Source organism: Streptomyces krungchingensis, assembly GCF_054729265.1.
Genome location: NZ_JBPUKY010000001.1, coordinates 5,923,009 through 5,947,232 on the forward strand (window position 1 = coordinate 5,923,009; position 24,224 = coordinate 5,947,232).

The 24,224-nt window shown below is 72.4% G+C and carries 20 protein-coding genes; 10 read left to right on the top strand and 10 right to left on the bottom strand.

Features of this window, described 5'->3' with window-relative positions:
- The first annotated feature begins 410 nt into the window (after positions 1-410).
- The gene (locus ACSYGO_RS26075; RefSeq protein ID WP_432189155.1) at positions 411-1,028 is read left to right on the top strand and encodes a M23 family metallopeptidase; all 618 of its coding nucleotides are present in this window, start codon (positions 411-413) and stop codon (positions 1,026-1,028) included.
- Between the two features lie 67 nt (positions 1,029-1,095).
- Here ACSYGO_RS26075 and ACSYGO_RS26080 read toward each other — a convergent pair whose 3' ends face one another.
- The gene (locus ACSYGO_RS26080; protein WP_426679925.1) at positions 1,096-1,689 is read right to left on the bottom strand and encodes a TetR/AcrR family transcriptional regulator; all 594 of its coding nucleotides are present in this window, start codon (positions 1,687-1,689) and stop codon (positions 1,096-1,098) included.
- 193 nt (positions 1,690-1,882) lie between these two features.
- On the opposite strand from ACSYGO_RS26080, the gene ACSYGO_RS26085 reads away from it, so the two are divergent.
- The 3 genes from ACSYGO_RS26085 to ACSYGO_RS26095 all read left to right on the top strand — a co-directional run bounded on the left by ACSYGO_RS26085 (position 1,883) and on the right by ACSYGO_RS26095 (position 4,674).
- Complete coding sequence (locus ACSYGO_RS26085; protein ID WP_426679926.1) at positions 1,883-3,475, top strand: MDR family MFS transporter; 1,593 nt, start codon at positions 1,883-1,885, stop codon at positions 3,473-3,475.
- Between the two features lie 255 nt (positions 3,476-3,730).
- Positions 3,731-4,162 carry a helix-turn-helix transcriptional regulator gene (locus tag ACSYGO_RS26090; protein WP_426679949.1) on the top strand — a complete coding sequence of 144 codons (432 nt, stop codon included), beginning with the start codon at positions 3,731-3,733 and terminating at the stop codon, positions 4,160-4,162.
- A 74-nt stretch (positions 4,163-4,236) separates the two neighbouring features.
- Positions 4,237-4,674: a VOC family protein gene (locus tag ACSYGO_RS26095; protein WP_426679927.1), complete on the top strand. Its 438-nt coding sequence runs from the start codon at positions 4,237-4,239 to the stop codon at positions 4,672-4,674.
- Between the two features lie 60 nt (positions 4,675-4,734).
- Here ACSYGO_RS26095 and cseC read toward each other — a convergent pair whose 3' ends face one another.
- The 5 genes from cseC to ACSYGO_RS26120 all read right to left on the bottom strand — a co-directional run bounded on the left by cseC (position 4,735) and on the right by ACSYGO_RS26120 (position 9,438).
- A complete protein-coding gene (gene cseC / locus ACSYGO_RS26100; protein WP_460387814.1) occupies positions 4,735-6,351 on the bottom strand; it encodes a two-component system sensor histidine kinase CseC in 1,617 nt (538 codons plus the stop codon).
- 8 nt (positions 6,352-6,359) lie between these two features.
- Positions 6,360-7,067, bottom strand: coding sequence for a two-component system response regulator CseB (cseB, locus tag ACSYGO_RS26105; protein ID WP_426679929.1), 708 nt, complete (start codon positions 7,065-7,067; stop codon positions 6,360-6,362).
- A 19-nt stretch (positions 7,068-7,086) separates the two neighbouring features.
- Positions 7,087-7,737 carry a hypothetical protein gene (locus ACSYGO_RS26110; RefSeq protein ID WP_426679930.1) on the bottom strand — a complete coding sequence of 217 codons (651 nt, stop codon included), beginning with the start codon at positions 7,735-7,737 and terminating at the stop codon, positions 7,087-7,089.
- Positions 7,725-8,276: a SigE family RNA polymerase sigma factor gene (locus ACSYGO_RS26115; RefSeq protein ID WP_028799035.1), complete on the bottom strand. Its 552-nt coding sequence runs from the start codon at positions 8,274-8,276 to the stop codon at positions 7,725-7,727. Before ACSYGO_RS26115 ends, ACSYGO_RS26110 begins: the two co-directional genes overlap by 13 nt.
- A 253-nt stretch (positions 8,277-8,529) precedes the next feature.
- Positions 8,530-9,438 (bottom strand): HhH-GPD family protein, encoded by a 909-nt coding sequence (locus tag ACSYGO_RS26120; RefSeq protein ID WP_426679931.1) that lies wholly within the window; start codon positions 9,436-9,438, stop codon positions 8,530-8,532.
- Positions 9,439-9,658: 220 nt separating this feature from the next.
- Between ACSYGO_RS26120 and ACSYGO_RS26125 the strand changes: the two genes are divergently transcribed.
- A complete protein-coding gene (locus tag ACSYGO_RS26125) occupies positions 9,659-10,498 on the top strand; it encodes a hypothetical protein (RefSeq protein ID WP_460387817.1) in 840 nt (279 codons plus the stop codon).
- Between the two features lie 411 nt (positions 10,499-10,909).
- Here the strand turns inward: ACSYGO_RS26125 and disA are convergent, their stop codons facing one another.
- Entirely contained in the window at positions 10,910-12,034 is a 1,125-nt protein-coding gene (gene disA, locus ACSYGO_RS26130; protein WP_095935760.1) for a DNA integrity scanning diadenylate cyclase DisA, read from the bottom strand.
- Between the two features lie 68 nt (positions 12,035-12,102).
- Entirely contained in the window at positions 12,103-13,512 is a 1,410-nt protein-coding gene (gene radA, locus ACSYGO_RS26135) for a DNA repair protein RadA (RefSeq protein WP_426679933.1), read from the bottom strand.
- Between the two features lie 298 nt (positions 13,513-13,810).
- Here radA and ACSYGO_RS26140 point away from each other — a divergent pair, with 298 nt between their 5' ends.
- Positions 13,811-15,562 (top strand): BACON domain-containing protein, encoded by a 1,752-nt coding sequence (locus ACSYGO_RS26140; protein ID WP_426679934.1) that lies wholly within the window; start codon positions 13,811-13,813, stop codon positions 15,560-15,562.
- A gap of 123 nt (positions 15,563-15,685) precedes the next feature.
- Here ACSYGO_RS26140 and ACSYGO_RS26145 read toward each other — a convergent pair whose 3' ends face one another.
- The gene (locus tag ACSYGO_RS26145; RefSeq protein ID WP_426679935.1) at positions 15,686-16,534 is read right to left on the bottom strand and encodes a hypothetical protein; all 849 of its coding nucleotides are present in this window, start codon (positions 16,532-16,534) and stop codon (positions 15,686-15,688) included.
- A gap of 71 nt (positions 16,535-16,605) precedes the next feature.
- Here ACSYGO_RS26145 and ACSYGO_RS26150 point away from each other — a divergent pair, with 71 nt between their 5' ends.
- The 4 genes from ACSYGO_RS26150 (at position 16,606) to ilvD (ending at position 21,659) form a co-directional block, all read left to right on the top strand.
- Positions 16,606-17,538, top strand: coding sequence for a Ppx/GppA family phosphatase (locus ACSYGO_RS26150; protein WP_095935764.1), 933 nt, complete (start codon positions 16,606-16,608; stop codon positions 17,536-17,538).
- 647 nt (positions 17,539-18,185) lie between these two features.
- A complete protein-coding gene (locus tag ACSYGO_RS26155) occupies positions 18,186-19,010 on the top strand; it encodes a sugar phosphate isomerase/epimerase family protein (protein ID WP_028799027.1) in 825 nt (274 codons plus the stop codon).
- Positions 19,007-19,624 carry a TetR/AcrR family transcriptional regulator gene (locus tag ACSYGO_RS26160; RefSeq protein WP_359491829.1) on the top strand — a complete coding sequence of 206 codons (618 nt, stop codon included), beginning with the start codon at positions 19,007-19,009 and terminating at the stop codon, positions 19,622-19,624. The genes ACSYGO_RS26155 and ACSYGO_RS26160 overlap by 4 nt, the downstream gene beginning before the upstream one ends.
- 181 nt (positions 19,625-19,805) lie before the next feature.
- Complete coding sequence (gene ilvD / locus ACSYGO_RS26165; RefSeq protein ID WP_426679937.1) at positions 19,806-21,659, top strand: dihydroxy-acid dehydratase; 1,854 nt, start codon at positions 19,806-19,808, stop codon at positions 21,657-21,659.
- A gap of 148 nt (positions 21,660-21,807) precedes the next feature.
- Here ilvD and ACSYGO_RS26170 read toward each other — a convergent pair whose 3' ends face one another.
- Positions 21,808-24,177: a serine/threonine-protein kinase gene (locus ACSYGO_RS26170; RefSeq protein ID WP_460387820.1), complete on the bottom strand. Its 2,370-nt coding sequence runs from the start codon at positions 24,175-24,177 to the stop codon at positions 21,808-21,810.
- Positions 24,178-24,224: the final 47 nt, after the last annotated feature.

The following is a 24,224-nucleotide window of genomic DNA, read 5'->3' on the forward strand; positions in this document are numbered from 1 at the left end:
CGGGGGGCTTGATCTTGCCGTCCGGTGACATGGCGCACAGGCGTTTTGTCCGGTACTAACCTGCCTAGTGGACAGAGCGAAACGGACATTCAGGACCTTTGACCCAGAGCTCTCGGGATGGTCCGCGCGCCGCGGGGTCGAAGGGCCGTGAGGGGCTTTTTCCAGCGGGGGCAGCCCTCCGAAGTGCGGTTAAACCGTGTTTCGACGGAGGAAAACGACAGATCCGGTACGGGATGTCCGAACTGTCAAGGTTCATCAAGTTTTTGGGTGAAGTACGACCTAACGTCGTAGGTCACACTGTTTGGGGGTCTGTGGGGTGGCGGGTTACCAAGGTGATGGGCCGCTCGCCGGACGACATGTCCACCGGGCGGTTTCCCGAGTCCCAGTCCCCGTTCTCGCGAGGTCATCACATGTCGAAGCGCGTCACGTCCCGTCAGTCCCGTACGTCCCTGATTCGCACCCGGGCCGCCGTCCTGGCCGTGGGCCTCGGAGCCACGGCCGTACTGGGCGCCGGGGTCGCGAGCGCCGCCGAGACCGGCGTGAACAGTGCCGGCACCGTCAAGGCCGCGAACACTGTCCAGGCCAAGTCCGTCGCCGCCAAGCAGGGCGCCTCCTGGGTCGACCCGGTGAAGCGTTACGCCCTGTCCGCCAGCTTCAACCAGGCCGGCGGCATGTGGGCCCACAAGCACTCCGGCCAGGACTTCGCCGTGCCGCAGGGCACCCCGGTCGTCGCCGCGCACGGCGGCACCGTCGTCAAGGCCGGCCCCAACGGCGCCGGTGACGGCCCCGCGTACGGCAACGCCATCGTCATCAAGCACGGCAACGGCACGTACTCGCAGTACGCCCACCTGTCGCGCATCGACGTGCGGATAGGCCAGGTCGTCGGCACCGGTCAGCACATCGCGCTGTCCGGCAACACCGGCAACTCCAGCGGCCCGCACCTGCACTTCGAGATCCGGACCACCCCGAACTACGGGTCCGCGATCGACCCCGTCGCCTTCCTGCGCGCTCAGGGTGTCGTCGTCTGATCACCTGACCCCCACAGGGTGATCATCCCGTAGGTGTGGCCGGGCGTCCCGAAAGGGGCGCCCGGCCTCATGTGCGGGCGCCGCCGTTGGCCTGCGTCACCAGGTCGATCGCGACCTCCAGGACCGCCTTGCGCTTGTCCTCGGGGTCGCCCTCGACGTCCTTGAGGACGAACATCCCGGCGTGCATGGAGAAGAGCGCGCTGATGCACCGGACCTGGTCCTTCAGGTCGGCGTCCGGTTCCTTGAGCAGGTCGACCATCCGGATCATGCGGTCCTTGAAGTCCTCGCCCGTGCGCAGCTCGCGCACCGTCGCCTGGTTCTCCTGCATGAAGCGGAAGAGCGGGGCCGCCTCGGCGAGGGCGTCGCTGTAGCGGTGCAGGATCTCCTGCTTCGTCGCCAGCGTGCGCGGCTGCTGCGCCCCCCACTCGATCAGCTCGTCCATGGGCCGGGACAGGTCCTGGAAGAGGCTGATGAGGATGTCTTCCTTGGTCTTGAAGTGGTAGTAGAGCGCCGCCTTCGTCACGTCGAGGTGCTCGGCGATCTCGCGGAGCGAGGTCTTCTCGTAGCCCTGCTCGGAGAAGAGTTCGAGGGCCACGTCCTGGATGCGCTGGCGTGTGTCGCCGCGGCGCTGTCGCTTGGTGCCGTCCATGGTGCCGCCCATCCTCTTACTCCTCGCGCTCCCTGAAAACTTACCTGTCGACCGGCTGGTAAAACTACTTAAACTTACTTGACGCCCGGCTAGTTAGGGGTCTAGTTTCCCTGAGTGTAGTCAACTTGCCGGTCGGCAAGTAAGTAGTCGAGGGGCGGCGGCCGCACCAGAGGGCGGCGGCGGTACTCAGGGGAGTGGGAAAAAGATGGCGGACAACACGGCAGCGGCCGCACCGGTCGCCGAGGACGGCGGGAAACAGCCGCGCAGCGTACGGGTCGTACTGCTCGCGCTCATGATCGCGATGCTGCTCGCGATGCTCGACAACATGATCGTGGGCACGGCCATGCCCACGATCGTTGGTGAACTGGGCGGGCTGGAGCACCTGTCCTGGGTCGTCACCGCGTACACGCTCGCGACCGCCGCCTCGACCCCGATCTGGGGCAAGCTCGGCGACATGTACGGGCGCAAGGGCGCCTTCATGACCTCGATCGTGATCTTCCTGATCGGCTCCGCGCTCAGTGGCATGTCCCAGGACATGGGGCAGCTCATCGGCTTCCGCGCCGTCCAGGGCCTCGGCGCCGGCGGTCTCATGGTCGGCGTCATGGCGATCATCGGCGACCTGATCCCGCCGCGGGAGCGCGGCAAGTACCAGGGCATGATGGCCGGCGTCATGGCCTTCGCCATGATCCTCGGCCCGCTGGTCGGCGGCTCCATCACCGACCACTGGGGCTGGCGCTGGTCCTTCTACATCAACCTTCCGCTCGGCGTCGTCGCGCTCCTCGCGGTCAGCGCCGTGCTGCACCTGCCCAGGAAGCGGGTCCAGGCGAAGATCGACTACCTCGGCGCCGGCCTGCTGGCGCTCGGCATCTCGTCGATCGTGCTGGTCACCACCTGGGGCGGCACCGAGTACTCCTGGGGCTCCGCGCGCATCATGGAGCTGATCGGCATCGGCGTCGCCGCGCTCGTCGGCTTCGTCTTCTGGCAGACCCGCGCCGCCGCGCCGATCATGCCGCTGCACATCTTCCGCAGCCGCAACTTCACCCTGATGTCCGTCATCGGCTTCATCACCGGCTTCGTGATGTTCGGTGCGGTGCTCTTCCTCCCGCTGTACCAGCAGTCCGTGCAGGGCGCGTCCGCGACCAACTCCGGTCTGCTGCTCCTGCCGATGCTCGGCGCGATGCTCGCGGTGTCGATGGTCGCGGGCCGGGTCACCACCAACAGCGGCCGCTACAAGGTCTTCCCGCTCGTCGGCAGCGTCCTGATGATCGTCGGCCTGTTCCTGCTCGCCCAGATGGACACCGGGACGACCCGCCTGACCTCCGGTCTGTACATGGCGGTGCTGGGCGCGGGCATGGGCTGCCTGATGCAGATCACCATGCTGGTCGCGCAGAACAGCGTGGAGATGAAGGACATGGGTGTCGCGTCCTCCTCGACCACCCTGTTCCGGACCCTCGGTTCCTCCTTCGGCGTCGCCATCATGGGCGCCCTGTTCAACCACCGGGTGCAGGACGTGATGGCCGAGCGGGCCGGAGCGCTCGGCTCCAAGGTGACGGAGCAGTCCGCGCAGCTCGACGCGGCCAGCCTGGCGAAGCTGCCCGCCGCGGCGCGCGAGGCCTACCAGTACGCGGTGTCCTCCGGTACGCACTCCGCGTTCCTGCTCGGCTCCGTGGTGGCGGTGGTGGCGCTGGTCGCCGCGGTGTTCGTCAAGGAGGTCCCGCTGAAGGGAGCGGGCGCGCCCAAGCCGGACGACGCGGCGCAGGACGCGACCCCCGCGGCGAGCATCGCCGAGGCGGTCTGACCCCCTCCGCGAACCCCACGAGTTCCGCGAGCTCCGGAGTCCGGCGAACTCCACCCGAGATCCGCGAGCTCCGGGATTCGGCGAAATCCACCCGAGTTCCGCGCGTACTCGGACCGAAGGCCCCCGGCGTTGTCCGCCCCGGGGGCCTTCTCCCGTCTCCGGCCCCGGCCCGTGAGGGACCGGGCGCTCCGGCGCCGCCGGGCGACGGCCGCGGCGGTGTCGGTGCCGCGTGCCACCATCGGGAGCGTGGACAGGATGCGGCAGCTGCGGCTGGCCAAGGACGCGATGGACCGGGACTGGGCCGAGCCCGGCCTCGATCTCGACGCGCTGGCCGCGCACGCCGGGTACTCGCGCTATCACTTCATCCGCGCCTTCAAGGCGGCGTACGGCGAGACGCCCGGCCAGTATCTGACGCACCGCCGCATCGAGCGGGCGGAGGAGATGCTGCGCACGGCGAACCTCTCGGTCACCGACATCTGCCACCTGGTCGGGTTCAGCAGCCTCGGCACCTTCTCGGCGAGCTTCAAGACGTGGACCGGTCTGACACCGAGCGAGTACCGCACGAAGCACGTGCGGAAGGGGGCCGCCCTCATCCCCGGCTGCTACGCCATGTTGTGGGCGGGCGGCTTCCGGCACAGGGCCGCTTCCCCGCCCGCCGAGGACCGCAACTCTGAAGAAGCACCCTGAGCCGGCCCGCGCCTACGGTGGCGAGCAGGAGCTGGTGCCGGACGGGCAGCAGTGGACGACAGGAGAGCAGAGCCATGATCAAGGGCCTGGGCATCACCACCGTCTGGACGTTCGACCAGGAGCGGACCAAGGCCTTCTTCACCGAGAAGCTCGACTTCGAGGTGCGCAACGACCTGGCCATGGGGCCCATGCGGTGGATCACCGTGGGGGCCAAGGACCAGCCGGACGTCGAGCTCGCGCTGATGAGCCTGGACGGCCCGGGGCTCGACCCGGAGTCCGCGGAGGCGCTGAAGAAGCTGGTCGGCAAGGGCGCGCTGGGCGCGGGCGCCTTCCGTACCGACGACTGCCGCGGTGACTACGAGAAGTTCAAGGCGCGCGGAGTGGAGTTCCTCCAGGACCCCCAGGAGCGGCCGTACGGAATCGAGGCGATCTTCCGCGACGACAACGGCAACTGGTACTCGCTCACCCAGCGCAGCGAGGAGCTCGACTTCTCGAAGGACTTCGGCTGCTGAGCGTGCCCCCGCCCGCCGCGGCAGGCCCCGGCCGGTGAGGGTTCCGGGGCCGCCGCACCGTCACTTGCCGGAGGCCGACGGCAGCATCGGATAGCTCCCGGTGTTCGTCGGGGCGTGCTCCGGAAGCCACAGCACCGCGACCGCGCCCTCCGCGGGCACGTCGTCCGGAGCCCCGGCGGGCCGTACGTTGCGGAACGTCAGCCGGGCCCCGAGCACCCGGGCCTGCCCCGCGGCGATCGTGAGGCCCAGCCCGTGCCCGTGGCCGGCGCGGTCGGTGCTGCCCGTACGGAAGCGGCTCGGGCCCTCGGCGAGGAGTTTCTCCGGGAAGCCGGGGCCGTGGTCGCGGACACGGATGACCCGGCCCTCGACCGTGACCTCGACGGGCGGCCTGCCGTGCCGGGAGGCGTTCGCGAGGAGGTTGAACAGGACACGCTCCAGGCGCCGCGGGTCGGTCGTGACCTCCGACTCGTGGACCACGCGCACCTCGACACCCGCGTCCTTCGCCGCCACGCGCCGCGTGACGAACTCGCCGAGCATGATGTCCTGCAGCTCGGCCCGCTCGGAGGCGCCGTCGAGGCGGGCGACCTCCAGGACGTCCTCGACGAGCGTGCGCATGGCCTGCGCCCGGTCCCGGACGAGTTCGGTGGGACGGCCGGGCGGCAGCAGCTCCGCCGCCGTCAGCAGCCCGGTCACCGGCGTGCGCAGCTCGTGGGCGATGTCGGCGGTCACCCGGCGCTCCGCCTCGATGCGCTGCTGGAGCGCGTCCGCCATCGCGTCGACGGCCCGCGCCAGGTCGTCGGTCTCGTCGCGCACGACACCGCCGATCGCGTCCCGCACCCGTACGTCGGTGTCGCCCTTGGCGACCTGGTTCGCGGCGGCCGCGGCCTTGCGCAGCCGGCGCGACAGCTGGCCGCCGATGAGCACGCCGAGCGCGCTGCCGCCGAACACGACCGCGATGGACCCGATGATGAGGGCCTGGTCGAGGTCCTTCATGACGTCCGCGTTGCGGTCGGTGAACCGCTCGTGCCAGGACAGCACCCGGCCGTCCCTGAGCGGTACCGCGGCCCAGATGTCCGGCACCCCGTGCGTGCCCTCGGAGATGTAGGTGGCCCGCCGGCCGTGCGAGACGCTCTCCAGCAGGTCACTGGGTATCGACGGGTCGTCGATCTTGGCCCCGAAGGGCGGCGGCCTGCCGGGTCCGTACATGCGCTGGGCGAGCTGGATGCGCTCGTCCGCGAGATCCCGCGAGTTGTCGAGCATCGACACCCGGGCCGCGTTGTGCACGACCAGGCTCAGCGCGATCGCGACGAGCGCGCCGACCAGGGCGATCGCCGTGCTCAGCTTCCAGCGGATGCCGGTGCGGATGTTCGTGCCCGAGTCGGAGCCGTCGTCCGCTGCACCGCCGGGACGCGGCCGCGCGCCCGTACCCGTCCGTCCGCCCGGAACCGGGCCCGTACCCGTCCGTCCGCCCGGAACCGGGCCCGTACCCGTCCGTCCGCCCGGAACCGGGCCCGTACCCGTCCGTCCGCCCGGAACCGGGCCCGCATCCGCCCGTCCGCCCGGAACCGGGCCCGCGTCCGCCCGTCCGCCCGGAACCGGGCCCGCGTCCGCCCGTCCGCCCGGAACCGGGCGCCCGGCCGGCTCACCGGACCCCGGACGCCGAAATATCCCCCGCATACCCCTGCTCAGGCCTTCAACTTGTAGCCGAAGCCACGGACCGTCTCGATCCGGTCCTGGCCGATCTTCGTACGCAGCCGCTGCACATGCACGTCGACGACGCGGGTGTCACCGCCCCAGCCGTAGTCCCACACACGTTCGAGCAGCTTGTCGCGGCTCAGCACCGTACCCGGCGCGGCGGAGAACTCCAGCAGCAGCCGCATCTCGGTGGGCGTCAGCGCCACGTGCACACCACTCCTGCGCACCTCCATGCCCTCGGTGTCGATCTCCAGATCGCCGAAGGCGAGGACCCCGCCGTCCACCGGGGCCGGCTCGTCGGCCGCCGCGCCCCGCCCGCCGTTGGCGTGCCCGAAGCGGCGCAGCACCGCGCGGATGCGGGCGACCAGGACGGCCCCGTCGAAGGGCTTGGTCACATAGTCGTCGGCGCCGGCCTCCAGGCCGAGCACGACGTCGATCGAGTCGGCGCGCGCGGACAGCATGATCACGGGGACGGTCGACTCGTCCCGGATGCGGCGGCACAGCGAGACGCCGTCGAGCCCGGGGACCATCACGTCCAGCAGGGCGATGTCCGGGCGGTCGGCACGGAACGCCTCCAGGCCCGACAGTCCGTCGGGCATGGCGGTCACCGCGAAGCCGTCGCGCTCCAGGGCGAGTTGCGTGGCCTCCCGGATGACGTCGTCGTCCTCGACGAACAGGACGTGGGTCTGCTCTGCCATCCGTCTGCTCCGCCTGTTCTCAGTTCGCCTCGGGCGAGGGCGAGTCGGCGCCGCCCACCGCGTTGCTGTAGTCGTTGTGGATCCGGGACTCCTCGGTGAAGCGGGTCGCGGACCAGCCGTAGGTGATCACTTCTTCGCTGGAGGGGTACGACACCGGGTCGCCCTTCTCGTACAGCTGCTGGGTGACCACCAGATCGCCGCGGTCTATCTCCGCGTAGACCGGCGGTTCCTCGGCCTTGAACACATTCTGGTACCTGCCGTTGGCCTCGCGGTACACGTACGAGCCGATGCCGACGGCGTCGCCGCAGGTCATCACGTTGACCACGACGTCGTTCGAGGAGCTTCCGGTGAGGTTGCCGTACGACACGTCGACGGGGTACTCGTCGCCGACGCACGGCTTCAGGTCGCGCTTGACCGCCGTGCTGACCCCCGGGTCGTTCTTGACCAGCCGGACGGCGTCGACACGCCGAGCCGCCTTGGTCGGAGAAGCGGCGGCGGTGGGCGTGGCGGCGCCCTTCGCGACGGCGTCGCCGCCCGCCGGGCCCTCGTCGCGGGCGCCGGTGCCACCGGTGGCGCAGGCGCTCACGAAAAGGCCGAGGGCGGTGAGTACGGCCGTGGCCGTGCTCCCCGCCTTCAGGACCTGACTGGCCCGACTTTCTAGGCCGCGCAACGCTCCCGCTCCTCACCCGGTTCGAGCGCGCGGGCGCCGCGCTCCGCGAGGTCGCGGCTCTCCAGCTCCTCGCGGAGCCGGGCCAGCGCCCGGTGCAGCGTGCTCTTGACCGTTCCGGCCGACATGCCGAGGGCGGCGGCCGTCTCCTCCGTGGACATCTGCTCCCAGTGTCGCAGCACCACGACACTGCGTTGCTTGGGAGCGAGAACCTTCATGATGTCCATCAGCAGCGCGCGGTCCGCGTGCTGCTCGGTGGAGTCGTCGACGCTGGCGTCCGGAAGCTGCTCGGTGGGCACCTCTTCGAGCTTGCGGGCCCGCCACCACTCGGTCCGGGTGTTGATCATGACGCGGCGCAGGTAGGCGTCGGCCAGCCGCTTGTCCGCGATGCCGTCCCAGCGGCCGTACGTCCGCACGAGCGCGGTCTGCAGCAGGTCCTGCGCGTCGACCGGGTCGGGGACCAGGCGGCGGGCACTGCGCAGCAGCGCGTCCTGCCGGGTACGGACGTACTCCTCGAATTCGAGCACCTCGCCCTGCGCCATGATCAACCGCCTCCATCCCCGTTTCCGACCTGCCTGCTGCCGGTTGTCCGTCTGCTGTCGCACCGTCGGCGTGCCGCGGTCTGTGCGGCCGCTCCTGCGGTACGGCAATGAAGCTACGGAGGCGTTGTCACGGGGTTGTCCGAGACAGCCTGCGGCAAGCAATCGGCTGTCCGTCGGTTGTGTAACGGATGTAGGCGCGGGGTAAGAGAGAGGCTGCTTTCTGCCCGTACTGGTCCTGTTTTGGATGCTTTTGCTACGTCAGAGGGAGTCGATACAGAGCACCGGGGAGCGGCTCCACCAGTCCGTCGGCGACGAGCCCGTCGAGCGCGCGTGCCCGCTGCACCGGTTCGCCCCACACACGGTCAAGTGCCGCCTGCGGCACGGGCACGACCGCTTCCCGCAGCACGGCGAGCAGCTTTCCGCGCACCTGCCGGTCCGTGCCGGCGTACGTCTGGCCGCGCCGCGGCGGGCCCTCGTGCTCCGGCTTGCCCGCCAGCTGCCACGCGCACTGCGAGGCGATGGGGCAGCGGTGACAGGTCTCGTTCTTCGCCGTGCAGACGAGCGCGCCGAGTTCCATGGAGGCGGCGGCCCAGCGCGACGCCGTGTGCTCGTCCTCGGGCAGCAGCGCCCGCGCGAGCTTGCGCTCGGCCGCGGTGGTGGCGTTCGGCGGGTACTGGACGCCGGTGACGGCCCGCGCGAACACCCGTCGCACATTCGTGTCCAGCACGGCGTGCCGCTGGCCGTAGGCGAAGGACGCGACCGCCGCCGCCGTGTACTCCCCGATGCCGGGCAGTGCCAGCAGCTGGGCGTGCTCCGCCGGTACGTCGCCGCCGTGCCGCTCCGTTATGGCCACCGCGGCGCCGTGCAGGCGCAGCGCGCGCCGTGGGTAGCCGAGCCGGCCCCAGGCGCGGACGGCCTCTCCCGGGGCCTCCTTCGCCAGGTCGGCGGGGCGGGGCCAGCGGGCCAGCCACTGCTCGTACACGGGGAGTACGCGGTTGACCGGGGTCTGCTGGAGCATGAACTCGCTGACCATCACTCCCCAGGGACCGGCGTCGGGGCGCCGCCACGGGAGGTCACGGGCGTGCTCGTCGAACCAGGCGATGACGGGTGCGTGGAGCGTCTCGCCGGAGGCGTTCTGGGTGGGTTTGGTGGGTGCAGTCATGGCTCTGTCGATCCTGCCAGATCTTTGCAGCCCGTCCGGCGATTGAGCGCGGGCCCGTCCGGCCCGTCACGGTGTCCGGGCGCGAAGTCCGCAGGTACCGGACGGGTGGGGGCGGAGGGGGTGAAAACTCGCCATGTCCCGGGATGATGATCCGGAAAAGTTGCCGACAGGGCGGCGGGTGCGGCAAGTCGCGGCGCCGATCTCTCGTACAGTTTGCGCCGTGGGATCTCTGCGCAATCCTGTCGGGCCGCTTCCCTCCACCATCTACTGGCGTCGGAGGGCCGTTCTGCTGTCTGTGGTCGCGCTGTTGGCGCTCCTCATCGTGTGGGTGGTCGGTTCCGGCGGCGGAGGCGGACAGCACGACAACGGCGGGTCCAACGGCAAGAACCCCGCGCCCACCATCACTCCCGGCCCCTCCGGTTCGGGTCCCGCGATCAGCCAACACCCGGGCGGGCGCGACGAGTCGAGCGGCAGCGGCAGCGGCGGCGACGAGGGTGGCGACGGCGACGGTGACGGCGACGCGAGCGGCGGCGGCTCCGCCGGCGGTGCCGGTTCCGGCGGTTCCGAGGAGAGCGGCGGCGGGACCGGAGGCGGCTCGGACGACGGGTCCAAGAACGGCGGCGGGTCGGGGGACCGGCTCCCGGCCGGCTCCACCCTCCCCAACTGCACTCCCGGCAATGTGAAGTTGACGCTGCACAGCGAGCACAACAGCTACGCCCCCGACGAGACCCCCACGATCGATCTCATCGCCAAGAACTCCTCGGGCAGCGCCTGCAAGCTCGATCTCGGCCCCGAGAAAACCGTGCTGACGATCACTCAGGCCGGGAGCGACGACGACATCTGGTCCTCGGACGACTGCCCGAAGGGCGGCGGCAGCGAGCTGTACCGCGTGCCCGCCGACGACCAGGTGATCTACAAGGTGAAGTGGGACCGCAAGGCCAGCGCGCCCGAGTGCGCCACGCCTCCGGCGGGTTCGGCGTCCGCGGGCACGTACCTGGTGGAGGCGAAGGCGCCCGGACTGGCCAAGGCGCAGACGTCGTTCGTCCTGGCCAAGGATTGAGCGAGGGCTGAACGAGGGCTGGACGAGGACGGAGCGAGGGCTGGGCCCGGAGCTCGGCGTGAGTGCCGGACCCGGGCGCGACGCCCGGGCGGTGCGCCGAGCCGAGGAACCGCGCCTGGCGGTGCGCCGGACAAGGAGCTGTGCGCCGAGCCAGGAACCGCGGCCGAGCCGGGGAGCCGGCCCGCGAGTCATGTCCTGCCCGCCTGTCGCCCCCACGAGCTGCGCCGGGTTCGCGCGCCGGACCCGGGCGCTCAGATCCCGGGCGCTCAGATCCCGAGCGCTCAGGTCCCGGGCGCTCAGGTCCCGGGCAGGGCGCCCAGGCCCGGGGCTCGGCCCGTGGTCCGAGCGGAGGGGGCCGGCGCGAGCAGTGCGGAGCCGGAGGGCCGAGGGCCCGGCGATCCGCCGGACCGGCTAGACGTACCGCTCCAGGATCGACGACTCGGCCAGGCGGGACAGGCCCTCGCGGACGCTGCGCGCCCGCGCCTCGCCCACGCCGTCGACCGTCTGCAGGTCGTCCACGCTGGCCGCGAGCAGCTTCTGCAGCCCGCCGAAGTGCTCGACGAGGCGGTCGATGATCGCGCCGGGCAGCCGGGGCACCTTCGCGAGCAGCCGGAAGCCGCGCGGCGAGACCGCGGAGTCCAGCGCCTCGGGGGAGCCGGTGTAACCCAACGCCCTCGCCACGGTGGAGAGTTCGAGGAGCTCCGCGTGGGTCAGCGCGTCCAGTTCGGACAGTGCCTCGTCGACCGTGCGGGAGCGCTTGGCGGTCGGCTCCGGCACGTAGTCCCGTACGACGAGCTCGCGCTCGGGCTCCACGCCCGCGATCAACTCGTCCAGCTGGAGCGCGAGAAGGCGCCCGTCGGTGCCCAGTTCGACCACGTACTCGGCGATCTCGGTGGCGATGCGGCGGACCATCTCCAGACGCTGGGCGACCGCCGAGACGTCCCGGACGGTGACCAGGTCCTCGATCTCCAGCGCGGACAGCGTGCCCGCGACCTCGTCGAGGCGGAGCTTGTAGCGCTCCAGGGTCGCGAGCGCCTGGTTGGCGCGGGAGAGGATCGCGGCGGAGTCCTCCAGGACCCGGCGCTGACCGTCGACGTACAGCGCGATCAGGCGCATCGACTGGGAGACCGAGACGACGGGGAAGCCGACCTGCTTGCTCACCCGGTCCGCGGTGCGGTGCCGCGTGCCCGTCTCCTCCGTGGGGATCGTCGGGTCGGGCACCAGCTGCACGCCCGCCCGGAGGATCTTGGTGATGTCCTTGTCGAGGACGATGCCGCCGTCGAGCTTGCACAGTTCGCGCAGCCGCGTGGCGGTGAACTCGACATCCAGGACAAAACCGCCCGTACACATCGCTTCGACGGTCTTGTCGGAGCCCAGCACGATGAGTCCGCCCGTGTTGCCGCGGAGAATCCGCTCGAGCCCGTCGCGCAGGGCCGTGCCGGGTGCCACGGCGCTCAGTGAGGCGCGCATCAGGCCATCGGCACCGGAGCTCCCACCGGACTTTCCGGGAGCTGCTGCCCGGTCGTTGGCTGCCACTGCACTCCTCCGGTCGCAGGTTTCCGGTCGCCCTCGGTTCGTACGGACGGGCGAGACCAGGGCAAAGTCTACCGGCGCTCTTCCTCCTCCCGTGGGGCCTCTCGACGACGGGAGCGAGGAAGGACCCGCAGCGCGTCGCCCATGTCCGCGACTTCCAGGACCTTCATACCGGGAGGGATCTTGCCCGGGTCGGTCGGTACGAGGGCGTGCGTGAAGCCCAGGCGGTGCGCTTCGGCGAGCCTGCGCTGGACGCCCGTGACCCGTCTGACCTCGCCCGCGAGCCCCACCTCGCCGATCGCCACGAGGTTCTTGGGAAGCGGGGTGTCACTGGCGGCCGAGGCCAGCGCGAGCGCGATCGCGAGGTCCGCGGCGGGCTCGGAGAGCTTCACGCCGCCGACCGTCGCCGAGTAGATGTCCCGCTTGCCGAGGGCGCTGATCCGTCCGCGCTGCTCCAGGACGGCGAGCATCATCGAGACCCGGGAGGTCTCCAGGCCGGACGTCGTCCGGCGCGGGGAGGGGATCTGCGAGTCCACGGTGAGCGCCTGCACTTCGGCGACCAGGGGGCGGCGGCCTTCGAGCGTCACCGTGAGGCAGGTCCCGGGCACCGGCTCGTCGCGGCGCGTCAGGAACAGGCCGGAGGGGTCCGCGAGGCCCGTGATGCCCTCGTCGTGCAGCTCGAAGCAGCCGACCTCGTCCGTCGTCCCGTACCGGTTCTTCACTCCGCGGACGAGCCGGAGGCGGGCGTGCCGGTCGCCCTCGAAGTGCAGCACGACGTCCACGAGGTGTTCGAGCAGGCGGGGGCCCGCGATGGCGCCGTCCTTGGTGACATGGCCCACGAGGAGGGTGGACATGCCCCGCTCCTTGGAGGCGCGGATGAGCGCCCCGGCGACCTCGCGCACCTGCGCCATGCCACCGGGGGCGCCGTCGATCTCCGGGGAGGCGACGGTCTGCACGGAGTCCATGATGAGCAGGGACGGCTTCACCGCGTCCAAGTGGCCGAGGACGGCGGCCAGATCGGTCTCCGCGGCGAGATAGAGGTGGTCGTCGATCGCCTTGATGCGGTCGGCGCGCAGCCGGACCTGGCTCGCCGACTCCTCGCCGGTCACATACAGCGTGCGGTGCTCGTCGCTGGCCGACTTCGCGGCGACGTCGAGCAGGAGGGTGGACTTGCCGACGCCGGGCTCGCCCGCGACCAGGACGACCGCGCCGGGCACCAGGCCTCCGCCGAGGACCCGGTCCAGCTCGGGCACGCCGGTGGAGCGGGCGGTGGCCTGACGGCCGTCGACCTGCCCGATCGGTACCGCGGAGGTGGTGACGCGGCCCGGCGCCGTGGTGCGCACGGCAGGCGCGCCGTACTCCTCGACCGTCCCCCATGCCTGGCACTCGGGGCAGCGGCCGAGCCACTTGGCCGTCTGCCAGCCGCACTCGGTGCAGCGGTAGGACGGCCGGTCCTTCGCGGTTTTCGTACGGGCAGCCATGACGGAACCGTAACCGAGCCCACTGACACCCCGGCCCCGACCGGTGGGGAAGGCCGGGAGGCGGGGCCGGGGCGGTGAGCAGGCGCTCGGCCGGGGCGTTCGCCGGGCCGGCGCCTCCCGGTCCGCCGGCGCACCCCGCGGGGGTATCTGCCATGGCCTGCCATCGCCGCCCGTGACGGCCTGGGCCACGGGATCGGAGGTTCGTGTACCCGATTGAGGGATCGTTTCACCCGTACGGATTAAATGTGCTCAAGGGGGAGGAAGGGGCCACCTCAGGGCGCCTACGGTCGCACGGGTGATGAGCAGCAGTCCGGAGACCACCACGCACACCACCGGCGCACACCGGGCGCACGGACCCGCCCGCAAGCGGGTGGCGGCGCCCCGTGGCGCGAGCGCCCGCACCCTCGCCCAGCGTCCTCCCGCGCGCTACGAACCGTACCTGGACGGCCTGTTCACCTACTGCCTGAGCGTGCTGTGCGACCACGACTCGGCCACCGCCGCCCTCGGCGACGTCCTCGCGCTGGCCGAGCGCCGGAGCCCGCGCGGCCCCGAGTCCGCGGCCGACCGCCGCGCCTGGCTGTACGCGCTGGCCCGCTGGTCCTGTCTGCGCAAGCTCACCGAAGCCCGGCGCAGACGCCAGGCTGCGCACGCCTCCGGGCGGCGCGCGGCCCACCGGTCGCACCAGGACGCCGCCGACCGGCGCGCGGCCGAGGTGCTGAGCGCCACCGTGTCCGAGGAGGTCAGGGCGCGGCGCCAGGGCGAACTCGCCCTGCTCGCCTGGCCGGAGGCCGCCGGTACCACTCCCGAGCAGCGCGAGGCGCTCGAACTCGCCGTGCGTCACCAGCTCGCCGCCCACGAGGTCGCCGCCGTCCTCGGCATGGACCTCGCCGCCGCCCGCGAGCTGCTCGCCTCCGCCGCCTGCGAGGTCGAACGCACCCGCGCCGCGCTCGCCGTCGTCGAGACCGGCGCCTGCCCCGGCGTCGCCCGCCTCACCGGCGACAACCAGCTCGTCCTGAGCGCCGCCCTGCGCTGCGAGCTGGTCCGGCACGTCGACGACTGCCCCCGCTGCCGCCGCACCGCCGAGCGCGCGGTCCCCGGCGCCTGGCCCGGCACCAGCGTCACCCCCGCCGCCCTGCCCGTCCTGGAGGCGCCCCGCCGGGCGCTGCACACCGCGATGGCCCATGCTCCGCGCGCGCGGAGCGGCGCGCCGCGCTTCGACCGGCGCGGCTTCCCGATGGACCCCAAGGATCACGCGGCCCGCCGGGACCGGCTCCGCGCCCGTGCCGTCACGACGACGGTCGTCGCCACCGTCGTCGCCGCACCGGTGCTCGCCCTCTGGGCGGCCTACCGGGGCGCGCCCCTCACCGGTGAGGGGACCGACGGCCGCCCGGTCACCGCGAGCGAGGCGCACGGCCCCGACGGCATGGAGGGCGACGGGTCGGGCGGCTACGAGAACGCGGGCAACGCCAGCGCCCGGCCCGACGCGCGCTTCACCAAGGGCAGCCGCTCGCCGGACGTCTCCGTGGAGGTCGTCAGCGCCCCCGGAAGCACCCCGGGGCAGGGCGCCGGGCAGCTCGCCGTGACGGCGGGCAACAGCGGGGACACCACCCTCATCACGCTGACCGCCTCCGGGAGTTCGCCGGTCCACTGGTCCGCCCGCACCGGAGCCTCGTGGCTCTACCTGAGCCAGTCCGCGGGGACCCTCGACCCGGGCGAGTCGGTGACGGTCAAGGTGTACGTCGATCATCTCCGGGAGCCGGTCGGCCACTGGAGCGCGCAGGTGGCGATGGCCCCCGCGGGTGCCGTGGTCACGATCGCCGGCTACGGCAACGCGGGGCCCTCCGGTCCCGGGGGCCACGACCCGGCGCCGACGCCCAGCGACCCGGTCCCGACCGACCCCGGCTCGACCCCGCCGCCGTCCGGCCCCGACCCGTCGCCGACGCCGTCCGACCCGACGACCTCCCCGACGCCCACCGAGCCGACGCCGTCGGACCCGGGCGGCTCGACGCCGCCGCCGAGCGACAGCGGCGCGCCGACCCCGTCGTCGTAGGGCTACGTGACCATACGGTCCCGGGGCCGACGTCCGGGCCCGGCGCACCGGGCGCGGACGCTCTGCGGCCCTGTCGTCCCGGCCCGCCGTGCCCGCGGGCGTGGACGCGCCCCGCGCCCCGTCTCAGGCCGTCGGGTCCGCCGGGTGCGGTGCCAGCAGCGGCAGCTGCGACGCCAGCCGCTCCTCGCAGAGCTCGACGAGGCGGTCGTACCCCGCCTTGCCCATGAGCTCGATCAGCTCCGGGCGGTACGACACGTACACCGGGTCGCCCGCGCCGTGCGCGGAGGTCGCCGAGGTGCACCACCAGTGCAGGTCGTGGCCGCCGGGGCCCCAGCCGCGGCGGTCGTACTCGCCGATGGAGACCTGGAGCACCCGGGTGTCGTCGGGCCGGTCGATCCACTCGTACGTCCGGCGGACCGGCAGCTGCCAGCAGACGTCCGGCTTGGTCTCCAGCGGTTCCCGGCCCTCCTTCAGGGCGAGGATGTGCAGCGAGCAGCCCGCGCCGCCCGCGAAGCCCGGACGGTTCTGGAAGATGCACGAGCCCTGGTACGGGCGCGTCTGGCGGTCGCCGTCCTCGTCCTCGGAGACCCAGCCGGTCTTCGTGCCCACGTCATGGTGCTGCCAGATGTCCGGCGTGAGGCGCGCCACGTGCTCGGCCACCCGCTTCTCGTCGTCCTCGTCCGAGAAGTGCGCCCCCAGCGTGCAGCAGCCGTCGTCGGCGCGGCCCGCCTGGATGCCCTGGCAGCCGCTTCCGAAGATGCAGTTCCAGCGAGAGGTCAGCCATGTCAGATCGCACCGGAAGACCTGCTCGTCATCGGCGGGATCAGGAAATTCCACCCATGCGCGAGCGAAGTCGAGTCCCTTCTCGTCGGACACGGCGGCCTTCGTCGGGGACTTCTTGGGCTTGGGCGCCTTCGTCTGCGAAGAACCCTTGGCTGATTTGTCGGGCTTCGCCTTTTTCGTCTTTGGCACCCGTCCAGGGTAAGTCGCTTCTGCCCGCTCCGGGGACGGCCGACGGCCGTGGGGGCAGTAGCGTTCCGTATATGAGACTCGGTGTCCTCGACGTGGGTTCGAACACGGTGCATCTGCTGGTGGTGGACGCCCACCCCGGCGCCCGCCCGCTGCCCGCGCACTCGCACAAGGCCGACCTGCGGCTCGCCCAACTGCTCGACGGGAGCGGGGCGATCGACCCCGCGGGTGTCGACAAACTGGTCGAAACGGTCCAGGACGCGTTGGAGGCCGCCGAGGACAAGGGCGTCGAGGCGCTGCTGCCCTTCGCCACGTCCGCGGTCCGCGAGGCGCGCAACGCCGACGACGTCCTGGCCCGGGTGCAGGCCGAGACCGGCGTCGAGCTCCAGGTCCTGACCGGCGAGGAGGAGGCCAGGCTCACCTTCCTCGCCGCCCGCCGCTGGTTCGGCTGGTCCGCGGGCAAGCTCCTCGTCCTCGACATCGGCGGCGGCTCCCTGGAGATCGCGTACGGCATGGACGAGGAGCCGGACGCGGCCGTGTCCCTGCCGCTCGGCGCGGGGCGGCTCACCGCCGGCTGGCTGCCCACCGACCCGGCCGATCCGGCCGACGTGAAGGCGCTGCGCCGCCACGTGCGGGCGCAGATCGCCCGCACGGTCGGAGAGTTCAGCCGCTTCGGCGCCCCCGACCATGTGGTCGCCACCTCCAAGACGTTCAAGCAGCTGGCCCGCATCGCCGGCGCCGCGCGCTCCACGGAGGGCCTCTACGTCCAGCGCGAGCTGAAGCGGCGGGCCCTGGAGGACTGGGTGCCGCGTCTCGCCTCGATGACCGGGGAGGAGCGCGCGGAGCTCCCGGGCGTCTCCCCCGGCCGCTCGGGCCAGCTCCTCGCGGGTGCGCTCGTCGCCGAGGGCGCGATGGATCTCTTCGGCGTCGAAACCCTGGAGGTCTGCCCCTGGGCCCTCCGAGAGGGCGTCATCCTCCGCCGCCTGGACCACATGCCCTCGGAGTAGCCCCCACCCGGCGGCCTCCAGCGGCGCGAGCGGCACCCGGCGGTGTCGGGTGAGCACCGTCGGGGTCCGGCGGGCCTAGGGGCGCGGGGAACTGCGCACCCGGCGGCACCCGGCGGTTCCGGGTGAGCACGGTCGAGGTCCGGCGGGCCTAGGGGCGCGAGGAACTGCGCACCCAGCGGCACCCGGCGGTCACGGGTGAGCACGGCCCAGGGGCGGCGGACCCAGGGGCGCGGGGAACTGCGCGCCCAGCCACACACAACTCGCACGGGCCGGTGCCCGCCGAAACCACCCCACCCGGAGGCGCGGGGAGCAGCACCACGCCCGGTGGGGCGGGCACGCCGTGGCGGGTGGCGACGCGGGGTGACCGCGGCACGGCGGGGGCCGGGCGCGCAGTTCCCCGCGCGCCTGGCGGGGTGGTCGCAACCCGCGCTCACCCACCCGCCCCCGGGAACCGGACGAACCGCCCCGGAGCCCCGACCCCAAAAACAGGACAAAACACCCCCGCACCACCGAGACCCCCACCACGTGACACAGCCCACCCCCGGCGCGAAAAGGCCGGGAGACCACGGGCCACAGCCCCTGACGCCCCCGGCCGGAAGCCCACCACCCACGGCCCCCGGCCGGAGCCAACCCGTACTCTGTCCCTCGTGGCAGAACCAGTCGTGCGCATCCCGGATGCGAAGGTCGCGTTGTCCACGGCCTCCGTGTATCCGGAGTCGACGGCGACGGCCTTCGAGATCGCCGCACGCCTCGGCTACGACGGAGTCGAGGTCATGGTGTGGACCGACCCGGTCAGCCAGGACATCGAGGCACTGCGCAGGCTCAGCGACTACCACCAGATCCCGATCCTCGCCGTACACGCCCCCTGTCTGCTGATCACCCAGCGGGTGTGGTCCACCGACCCGTGGGTCAAGCTCCAGCGCGCCCGCGCGGCGGCGGAGAAGCTGGGCGCGTCGACCGTCGTGGTGCACCCCCCGTTCCGCTGGCAGCGCCAGTACGCGCGCGACTTCGTCAGCGGGATCTGGCGGATGGCGCACGAGACGGACGTACGGTTCGCCGTCGAGAACATGTACCCCTGGCGCTACCGCGACCGCGAGATGCTCGCGTACGCCCCCGAGTGGGACGTGACGAAGGACGACTACCGGCACTTCACGATCGACCTCAGCCACACCGCGACGGCCCGCACCGACGCCCTGCAGATGATCGACCGCATGGCCGACCGCCTCGGCCACGTCCACCTCGCCGACGGCAACGGCTCCAACAAGGACGAGCACCTGGTCCCGGGCCGCGGCACCCAGCCCTGCGCGGAGCTGCTCGAACGCCTCGCGCTGTCCGGGTTCGACGGCCACGTCGTCATCGAGGTCAACACCCGCCGCGCGATGTCCGGCGCCGAGCGCGAGGCCGACCTGGCCGAGGCCCTGGCCTTCACCCGGCTCCACCTCGCCTCCGCGGTGAAGGTGCCCCGCCGGTGACGGACGCCACGCCCCGCCGCGGCCGGGGGCGCCCCTCCCGCACGCAGACCCAGGCCGCCCCCGCCACCCGCGACCAGATCCTGGAGGCGGCCCGCGCCGAGTTCTCCGAGCGCGGCTACGAGAAGGCCTCGGTCCGGGGCATCGCGAAGGCCGCCGGGGTGGACTCCGCGCTCGTGCACCACTACTTCGGCACCAAGGAGCAGGTCTTCGAGGCGGCCATCGAGGTCGCCTTCGCGCCCGCCCTGGCCGCTCCGGCCGCCATCGCGGACGGCCCCCTCGACGGCGTCGGCGAACGGCTCACCCGCTTCGTGTTCGGTGTCTGGGAGAACCCGGCCACCCGCACCCCGCTCCTCGCGATCGTGCGTTCCGCCGTGAACAACGAAGCGGCCGCCGCCGTCTTCCGCCGCCTCGTGGCCGCGCAGCTGCTGCGCCGCATCGTCCAGCAGCTCGACCTCCCCGACGCCGAGCTGCGCGCCGAGCTCGCCGCCGCCCAGCTCGTCGGCATCGCGATGCTGCGCTACGTGATCAAGATCGAGCCCCTGGCGTCGGCCGACCTGGAGCGGATCGTGGCGCGGGTGGCACCGGTGGTCCAGGGACACTTGACGAACCCCTGAGCGATCGGCCCCCCGGGCGGCGTACCGCTGTTTCACTCGACGTACGCCGATGTCCGAACCCGTCGGCCGGCGTGCGGCCGGCGACCGAGATGTGCGTCCCGTATTTCGGACCGCATGTCCGGATCCTGGAGCACCGGCGTACGCTCGACCCAGTCATTACTCTCCGAAGGAGCGAGCGACGATGCCCGAGCTGAGGTCCCGCACAGTCACCCACGGCCGCAACATGGCGGGCGCCCGCGCCCTTATGCGCGCCTCCGGTGTACCGGGCGCGGACATCGGGCGGAAGCCGATCATCGCGGTCGCCAACTCCTTCACGGAGTTCGTGCCGGGCCACACCCACCTCCAGCCGGTCGGCCGGATCGTCAGCGAGGCGATCAGGGAGGCGGGCGGCATCCCGCGCGAGTTCAACACGATCGCCGTCGACGACGGCATCGCCATGGGCCACGGCGGCATGCTCTACAGCCTGCCCTCCCGCGACCTGATCGCCGACAGCGTCGAGTACATGGTCGAGGCCCACTGCGCCGACGCGCTGATCTGCATCTCCAACTGCGACAAGATCACCCCGGGCATGCTGAACGCCGCCCTGCGGCTGAACATCCCGACGGTCTTCGTCTCCGGCGGCCCGATGGAGTCCGGCCGCGCCACCCTCGTCGACGGCACGGTCCGCACGCTCGACCTGGTCGACGCGATCTCCGACGCCGTGAACGACAAGATCTCGGACGAGGACATCCTCCGCATCGAGGAGAACGCCTGCCCGACCTGCGGCTCGTGTTCCGGCATGTTCACCGCCAACTCGATGAACTGCCTGACCGAGGCGATCGGCCTCTCCCTCCCGGGCAACGGCTCGGTCCTGGCCACGCACACCGCCCGCAAGGCGCTGTACGAGAACGCCGCCCGCACGGTCATGGACATCACCCGCCGCTACTACGAGCAGGACGACGAGACGGTCCTGCCGCGCAACGTCGCCACCTTCGCGGCCTTCGAGAACGCGATGGCCCTCGACATCGCGATGGGCGGCTCGACCAACACGATCCTGCACCTGCTGGCGGCGGCGCAGGAGGCGGGCGTCCCCTTCGGCCTGGAGGAGATCAACGAGGTCTCGCGCCGTGTGCCCTGTCTCGCCAAGGTCGCCCCGAACGTGGCGAAGGACCGCACGTACTACATGGAGGACGTGCACCGCGCCGGCGGCATCCCCGCGCTGCTGGGCGAACTGCACCGCGCGGGCCTGCTGAACGAGGACGTGCACGCCGTGCACAGCCCGTCCCTGGCCGACTGGCTCAAGACGTGGGACGTGCGCGGCGGCTCCCCGTCCGCCGAGGCGGTCGAAATGTGGCACGCGGCCCCCGGCTGCGTCCGCTCCGCCGAGGCCTTCTCCCAGTCCGAGCGCTGGGAGGCCCTCGACGAGGACGCCGAGGGCGGCTGCATCCGCTCCGCCGAGCACGCGTACTCCAAGGACGGCGGCCTGGCGGTCCTCACGGGCAACCTCGCCGTCGACGGCTGCGTCGTGAAGACGGCCGGTGTCGACGAGTCCATCTGGACCTTCGAGGGCCCGGCGGTCGTCTGCGAGTCGCAGGAGGAGGCCGTCCAGAAGATCCTCACCCAGCAGGTCAAGGACGGCGACGTCGTCGTCATCCGCTACGAGGGCCCCAAGGGCGGCCCGGGCATGCAGGAGATGCTGTACCCGACCTCGTACCTGAAGGGCCGCGGCCTGGGCAAGACCTGCGCCCTGGTCACCGACGGCCGCTTCTCCGGCGGCACCTCGGGCCTGTCCATCGGCCACGCCTCCCCGGAGGCGGCCGCGGGCGGCACCATCGCCCTGGTGCGGGACGGCGACCGCATCCGCATCGACATCCCGAACCGCTCGATCGACCTGCTGGTGGCGGACGAGGAGCTGGACGCCCGCCGCGAGGCCCTGAACGGCGTGTACGCCCCCGCGAACCGCGACCGCAAGGTCTCCGCCGCCCTGCGCGCCTACGCCGCGATGGCGACCAGCGCGGACAAGGGCGCGGTGCGCGACGTCTCGAAGCTGGGCTGAGCCCGGCCGGCGGCCACGAAGGCCGCCCCGACCGACAGCCGTGCGAGGGGCCGTTCCTTCGGGAGCGGCCCCTTCGCTTTCCCCTCACGCACGCCCGGGCGAGAGGGGCGTCACGAGGTGGCCGAGTCGGAACCCCTGGGCTCGTACGTCACCACGCCGACGGATCGCGGGCGTCGACCGCGAACAGCGAGCCGTCGGGGGCGGTCCCGTAGACCCGGCCCGGAGCGGCGACCGGAGGGGGAAGCACATTGACGAGGGAGCCCCGCCGGTCGCCCAGGCGGGCCTTCGTCTGGCCGAGCAGGGTGCCGCGCGCCGTGTCGACCGCGAGGAGCCTGCCGTCCACGGCGCTCAGGTACAGCCGGTGCCCGGCCACGACAGGCGCGGACGCCCAGCTGACGGACGTCTCCGCCCGCCACAGCTGCTTCGACGTCCTGGTGTCGACGGCCACCAGCGCGCCGCCGTCGGCCAGCAGATAGACGGTGTCGCCCGCCACGGCGGCCTGCGCGCCGGGCAGCGGGAAGCGCAGCGCGACCCGCTCGGCCGTGCGGCGGGCGACGTCGTAGCGGACGACGGCGTCGGTGTAGCTGTCGGTGGCCGTCGAGGTGAACCACACCGCCCCGTCGTGCGCGCCCACGATGCTCAGCGCCCCGGCCAGGTGCCGCTGCCAGCTCATGGCACCGGTCTGCGGGTCGACCGCGGCCACCCGGGTCTCCTTCCCGGCCGCCGTCACCGCGTAGGCGACTCCGTCCCCGTACGAGGAGAAACTCGGCATCGTCAGTCCCGGGAGGGTGTGCTGCCACTTCTCCTTCCCGGTCGCCGCGTCGAGTGCGGTGACCCGGGAGTCGGGACCGGTGAGCAGGACGACACCACCGGCGTGCGCGACGCGCCCCTCGTAGCGGGTGACGTCGCGGCTCCAGCGGGTCCTGCCCGTGGCCGGGTCGAGCGCCGACAACTGCTTGCCGCCCCGGCTGAGGACGTGCAGGAGCCCGCCGGAGAGGACCGGCTCCTGGGCGACGTCGGTGCCCCGTCGGGCGGTGTCGTCCCGGGACCACAGCACCCGTCCGTCCGTCGCGTCGACGGCGGCGGCCAGCACACCGGGCCTGATGCAGTACAGGGTCTGGGGTGTGTACGTGCAGTGCGGCTGGCCGGTGGCCTCGGCGTCCCGTGCGGTCAGCTCGACCTCCCACGGCCGGAAGGAGCTCGCCGACCGTTGCCGGGTGTCCTTCTTCCGCGGCGCCGGGTCGTCCGATCCGGCGAGGAGGACCGTGGCACCGACGGCCAACGCGAGCCCGGCCGCCGCCAGGGCGAGGAGCCGACGCCGTCGGGCCGACCGCGGCGCGGCCGAGCCGGTCTCCGCCCGGGACGTGCCAGGCGCCCCTGCCGTCCCTGCCGGCCCGGGCTGCGCGGGCCCGTTCTCGGGCTTCGGTGCCCCGGGACGCGCCGAACCGCTCCCGCGCGCGTGCGTCTCGTCGTCGGCCGCCGCTCCGCTCCCGGCGTCGGGCGCCGGACCGCTCCGGGCTCCGGACACCGGCCCGCTCCCGGACGCGGGACTCGCGTCGTCGGCCGTCGGGTCGGTCCACGGCGAGGCGGCCGCGGGGGGCGGTGCGTCCGCCCGTTCCTCCTGCCCGTGCCGCGCCGACTCCCCGTTCCGGGTGCGCTGTTCGGGTATGAACGCCTGGGTGTCGTACGAGGCCGACACCGAACGCAGCGCGGTCATCAGCTCGTCCGGCGTGGGCCGGTCCTCGGGCTCCTTGGCAAGGCACCGCGAGACCAGGCCGGCGATGTCCTCCGGCACTCCTGTCAAGTCCGGCTCGTCGTGGACGACTTGATACGCGACGAGATACGGACTGTCCGAGTCGAAGGGCCCGCTCCCGGTGGCCGCGTGCACGATCACCGAGCCCAGCGCGAAGACGTCGGCGGCCGGTCCGACCTGCCGTGGCCTGCGGAACTGCTCGGGAGCCATGAACGGCGGCGTGCCGATCAACTTGCCCGTCTCGGTGCGCAACTCGCTGTCCGAGGGCCGGGAGATGCCGAAGTCGATGACCTTGGGGCCGTCGCCCGCCAGCAGCACGTTGCTCGGCTTGAGGTCGCGGTGCACGACACCGGCCCGATGGATGTCGCGCAGCGCCTCGGCCAGCCCGGCCATCAGATGGCGCAGCCGGGCGGGCGGCAGCGCGCCGTTCCGCTTCACATGCTCGGCAAGGGTCGGCCCGGGGATGAACAGGGTGGCCATCCAGGGGTGTCCGGCCTCCGGATCCGCGTCCACCACGGGCGCGGTGAAGGCGCCGCTGACCCGTCGGGCCGCCGCGACCTCTTGCCTGAACCGCCCCCGGAATTCCGGGTCTTGAGCGAACTCGGCATGGACGACCTTGACCGCGAGCCGTAGCCCGGAGGCGGACCGCGCGAGATGCACGATGCCCATGCCACCGGATCCGAGTTCCGCCTCCAGCAGGTACTGCCCGGCGTACCGCGGATGTTCCGCTTCCGCGTCCGTACCGGTGCTGCGCCGTGGCGGCATCACTCACCCCCGTGTGTTCGTCCGCACGCGCGACGCGCAGAGCCTAG